Source organism: Mesorhizobium sp. M7A.F.Ca.ET.027.03.2.1 (assembly GCF_003999175.1).
Lineage (GTDB): Bacteria > Pseudomonadota > Alphaproteobacteria > Rhizobiales > Rhizobiaceae > Mesorhizobium.
Window position 1 is genome coordinate 1 of sequence record NZ_RZOM01000510.1, and the last position, 4,223, is coordinate 4,223.

General features: G+C 65.9%; 3 protein-coding genes. All 3 read left to right on the forward strand.

Features of this window, described 5'->3' with window-relative positions:
* A partial coding sequence (locus EN750_RS20955; RefSeq protein WP_145967807.1) for a hypothetical protein occupies nt 1-205 on the forward strand: 205 nt, incomplete at its 5' end.
* Nucleotides 202-3,720: a double-strand break repair helicase AddA gene (gene addA / locus EN750_RS20960; protein WP_127397522.1), complete on the forward strand. Its 3,519-nt coding sequence runs from the start codon at nt 202-204 to the stop codon at nt 3,718-3,720. The genes EN750_RS20955 and addA, both read left to right, overlap by 4 nt.
* A gap of 75 nt (nt 3,721-3,795) precedes the next feature.
* The gene (gene trxA, locus EN750_RS20965) at nt 3,796-4,119 is read left to right on the forward strand and encodes a thioredoxin (protein ID WP_013528326.1); all 324 of its coding nucleotides are present in this window, start codon (nt 3,796-3,798) and stop codon (nt 4,117-4,119) included.
* The last annotated feature ends 104 nt before the right edge of the window (nt 4,120-4,223 follow it).

Consider the following 4,223-nt stretch of genomic DNA (forward strand, 5'->3'; position numbering starts at 1 on the left):
GCCGCGGACCGCGACCGATCTTGCCGAAGAGGCCTGGGCGCGGCTGGAAAAGCTGTTGATCCACTATGCCGATCCTGCGACGGGTTATCTGTCGCGCGCGCTGCCGTTCCGCGAAGGCGAGACTGATGGCGACTACGACCATCTTGCCCGCGTGCTCGAATGGTCGGCAGGCGGCGATGCCGGTGACGAGGGAGGGGAGGCATGAAAAAGGCCTATCCGATCCCCAGCGACACCGCGACCAGCCAGGCCCGCGCCGCCGATCCCGGCAATTCCGCCTGGGTGTCGGCGAATGCCGGATCCGGCAAGACCCATGTGCTGGCCCAGCGCGTTATCCGGCTGCTGCTGCGCGGCACCGATCCGTCGAAGATACTGTGCCTGACCTATACGCGCGCCGCCGCCGCTAACATGTCCAACCGGGTCTTCTCGACACTGTCGGAATGGACCACGCTCGGTGACGCCGACCTTGCGGCAAAGGTCGAGGCTCTGGAAGGCCGCCGGCCGGATCTCGAGACCATGCGCCGGGCGCGGCGCCTGTTCGCCGAGGCGCTGGAAACGCCCGGCGGGCTGAAGATCCAGACCATTCATGCCTTCTGCGAATCGGTGCTGCACCAGTTTCCGCTGGAGGCCAACATCCCGGCCCATTTCGAGATGCTCGACGGCCAGATGGAAGCCTCGCTGTTTGCCGCGGCGCGCCGCGACATGATCTCCGGCACATCCGCCGGCGACAGGGATCTGGCCGAGGCTTTTGCCGCCATTCTCGATCGGGGCGGCGAAGCCGGGCTCGACGCCTTGCTGGGTGAGATCGTGCGCAAGCGTGACGGCTTGCGCAATTTCATCGACGCCGTCGGGCGTGACGGCACGCGCTTCCAGGTCCTGTTCGACGAATTCCATTTCCATCCAGGCCAGACGGCCGAGGGCATAGCCGCTTCGGTATGGCCGTTGCCGGGTTTCCTGCCCGACTATTTTGCCGGCTTCGCCCACGCAGCCGAGGCCACCGATGCCAGATCGGTGCTGAACAACATCCTGCCCTATGCGCGGCAGGCTTTCGCCGAGGGCGATCCCATTCGGCGCCTGCAACTGCTCGCGCGCGCCTTCCTCAAGACCGATGGCGACACCTACGACCCGGCAAAGGCCTTCAAGAAGGCCCTGGTCGACCGGCTGCCGGATCTGGCGGAGCGCTATCTCTCGGCCGCCAATGCCATCGTCGAAACCACCGACCGGCTGGCCCTGTTCCGGATGCTGGAGGGTACAAGAGCGGCGCTGACCATCGCCGACTGGCTGATCGCCCGCTACGAAATGCTGAAGCGCAGCCGCGGCTTTCTCGATTTCAACGACCTGATCACCCGCACCGTCAACCTGCTGGCGCGGCCAGACGCCGGCCCCTGGGTGCAATACAAGCTTGATCAGGGCATCGACCATATCCTGCTCGACGAGGCGCAGGACACCAGTCCGGACCAATGGGAAGTGGTGAAACGGCTGGCGGAAGAATTCTTTGCCGGCTTTGGCGCGCGCGACAGGGTCCATCGCACGGTCTTCGCCGTCGGCGACGAGAAGCAGTCGATCTATTCGTTCCAGGGTGCCGCCCCGGACTCCTTCGCCGACAGCCGGCTGTTGTTCGCCGGACGGGTGCGCGACGCCGAGGCGTCCTTTGCCGACCTCAAGCTGACCTGGTCGTTCCGCTCGACCGACGATGTTCTGACCGCAGTCGACCGCGTCTTTGCCGACGCGAGCGTGCGGCGCGGCATCAGCCATGATCCCGATCCGCTGCGCCATCAGGCGATCCGCACCGACGCACCGGGCTATGTCGAGGTGTGGCCGTCAGTAGGCGCCGATGTGGTCGACGAGCCCGACGACTGGACGCAAGCCATCGATCATGCGCATGCGCCGGCGGTGCGCGTGGCCGAGAACGTCGCCGCCACCATCGCCGGCTGGATCGGCAGTGGCGAAATCGTCGAAGGCCGCGGCAAGCGGCTGCGGCCGGGCGACGTGCTGGTGCTGGTGCGCAAGCGCGATCGCTTCGTCCACGCGCTGACCCGTGCCTTGAAACGGCGCGACATTCCGGTTGCCGGCGCCGACCGGCTGAGCCTGCCCGGGCACATCGCGGTCAAGGACCTGATTGCGCTCGGTCACCTCCTCATCCAGCCGCAGGACGATCTGTCGCTCGCCGCCGTGCTGCGCAGCCCGATCTTCGATCTGCCGGAAGAGACGCTTTTCACGCTCGCCGCGCAGAGGCCGTCCGGCTTATCGCTGATCGCGTCGCTGCGACAGCACGCCGGCGACAGCGAGAGACTGGCGAAGATCGTCGCCCAGGTCGACATCTGGACGAACGAGGCCGCCTTCAAACCGGTGTTCGAGTTCTACGCCGGGCTGCTGGCGCGTGATGGCGTGCGCCGCAAGATGATCGCGCGGCTCGGGCCCGAAGCCGGCGACATCCTCGACGAGTTCCTCAGCTTCTGCCTGGCCGAGGAACGGACCGGTCTGCCGGGGCTTGAAGCCTTCCTGTCGACGCTGGAAAACGCCGGTCCCGAGATCAAGCGCGAGATGGACCAGACCCGCGACGAGGTCCGGGTCATGACCGTGCATGCCGCCAAGGGGCTGGAAGCGCCGGTCGTGTTCCTGGTCGATGGCGGTTCCGCCCCGTTCAGTGACCAGCATCTGCCGCGCCTGATGCCCTTCGATGGCTCCGGCGCGAATTGGGACGGTAAGGGCTATCTCTGGCGCTCTGCCAGCGACGTCGCCAACGGCTTTTCCAAAGCAGCGGCGGCGCGGGCACGGGAACTCGCCGACGACGAATACCGCCGGCTGCTCTATGTCGGCATAACCCGTGCCGAGGACCGGCTGATCGTCTGCGGCTATCACGGCAAGCGAGCGCCGAACGCCGGCACCTGGCATTCGATCGTCAGCCGCGCGTTGATCGGTGCGCCGGAAAGCGAGCAGCGTGCGCATCCCGCCGGCGGCGAGCCGGTGCATCGTTTCCATGTCACCAAGCTGCCGCCGGTCGCACTGGCTTCCGGCGAGCAGGCGCGGCCGACGGATGCTTTCGGACCTCTACCGGCGACCTTGTTCCGGCCCTTGCCCCCCTTCGAGGATCTGCCGCGTCCGCTGTCGCCATCCGGTGCTGCGGCGCTGATCGACGAAGGCAAGGAAGCTGTGGTCGACAAGGCGTCGCCGGTGCTCGACGCCGATGCCGAGCCGGGCTTTGCAGTGCTGCGCGGGCTTGCCCTTCACAAACTGCTGCAGATGCTGCCGGGCATTGCCGAGCCCGAACGCCAGCGCGCGGCGGAGCGCTATCTCTTGCGAACGGGTGCGGACTGGCCTCCGTCAGAGCGTGAGAAGGCCCTGGCGTCGGTCACATCAATCCTTGCGGATCCCGGCCTCGGTCAGCTGTTTGCGCCGTCGTCGCGTGCTGAGGTCGCGATCATGGGCAGCCTGGAAGTAAAGGGCAAAAAGCGCTCGATTTCCGGCAAGATCGACCGGTTGGCGGTGACGTCGGACACAGTCTCGATCGTCGACTACAAGACCAACCGGCCGGCGCCCTCCACTCTGGCCGAGGTGCCGCCGGCCTACCTGCTCCAGCTCGCGCTCTATCGCGCCCTGTTGCAGCCGCTCTATCCCGGCCGCACGGTCAAGGCGGCCCTGCTGTTCACCGAGGCGCCGCGGCTGATCGAGCTGCCGGCCGGTGCCATGGACGACGCCCTTGCCCGACTCACGGGAGCGTGACACAACACCTGCTTGAAGAAGGGCGCGATCACCACCACATTTGGTGGGACAAAAACTTTCAAAAGGATTTTCCATATGGCAACCGTGAAGGTCGACAAGAGCAACTTCCAGGCCGACGTGCTTGACGCCAACGTACCGGTCGTCGTCGATTTCTGGGCGGAATGGTGCGGTCCCTGCAAGATGATCGCGCCAGCGCTCGAAGACATTGCCACCGAACTTGGCGCCAAGGTCAAGATCGCCAAGCTCAACATCGACGAGAATCCGGAGCTTGCCGCCCAGTTCGGCGTGCGCTCGATCCCGACGCTGATGATCTTCAAGGGCGGCGAAATGGCCGACATGAAGGTCGGTGCGGCGCCCAAGACCGCGCTGTCGCACTGGATCAACGGCAATCTCGCCTGATCCATCTGAAATTCATATGACCATCAAGCCCGGCCTCGCGCCGGGCTTTTTGCTGGCGTCATCGGTGCGTGGCTCTGGCTCTCGCGTCCGGCCACTCCATGTCA

Coding starts and splice junctions, on each gene's coding strand:
- addA (WP_127397522.1), top strand. CDS start 202: ATGAAAAAGGCCTATCCGATCCCCAGCGACACCGCGACCAGCCAGGCC.
- trxA (WP_013528326.1), top strand. CDS start 3,796: ATGGCAACCGTGAAGGTCGACAAGAGCAACTTCCAGGCCGACGTGCTT.